A 539-nucleotide genomic window follows, 5' to 3' on the forward strand; every position below is an offset into this window, starting at 1 on the left:
GACCAATCTGATCGCCGGAGTCCAGTTGGCCGACGGTCTGCAACTCCTGACGATTGCCCGCTCGCTCGCCGACGCCCTCACCACCCACCTGAGCCTGCGTCGGCGCTACGACGATCTCCACACCACCAGCAGAATCGAGCTGGCCGCCGCTCGGGCGCTCGGAAATCGCGCGTTCGAAGCCGAGGCTCTGCTTGACTGCGGCCGTGCCCTCAAGGGCCTGGACCGCCGCGATGCGGGGCAAGCCGACTACCAGCAGGCCCTCGCCATCAATCGGGAAATCGGGAACCAGCGGGGCATGGCGTCCAGTTTGTCCCTCCTCGGGGTCGTCCTGCACGAGGCGGGCAACGTGGTGGCCGCGCACAGTGCGCACCTTCAGGCCGTCGCGGTGGTCACTGCCCTCGGCAGCATTGACGAGCTGGCCTGGGTCTGGGGCAATCACGGTCTGACCTTGGTGAGCATGGGACGCTGCGAGGAGGCCACGGCTGCCATGCAGCGGGACCTGGCGGCTTGCCGGACCCTTGGTGACCGCATGGGCGAAG

At 68.1% G+C, this 539-nt stretch carries 1 pseudogene; it reads left to right on the forward strand.

Going from position 1 to position 539, the window contains the following annotated elements:
• A pseudogene (locus ABD323_RS44915) lies at positions 1–539 on the forward strand (hypothetical protein); the annotation flags it as partial.

It is taken from the genome of Kitasatospora nipponensis (genome assembly GCF_039528135.1).
Classification (GTDB): domain Bacteria; phylum Actinomycetota; class Actinomycetes; order Streptomycetales; family Streptomycetaceae; genus Kitasatospora; species Kitasatospora nipponensis.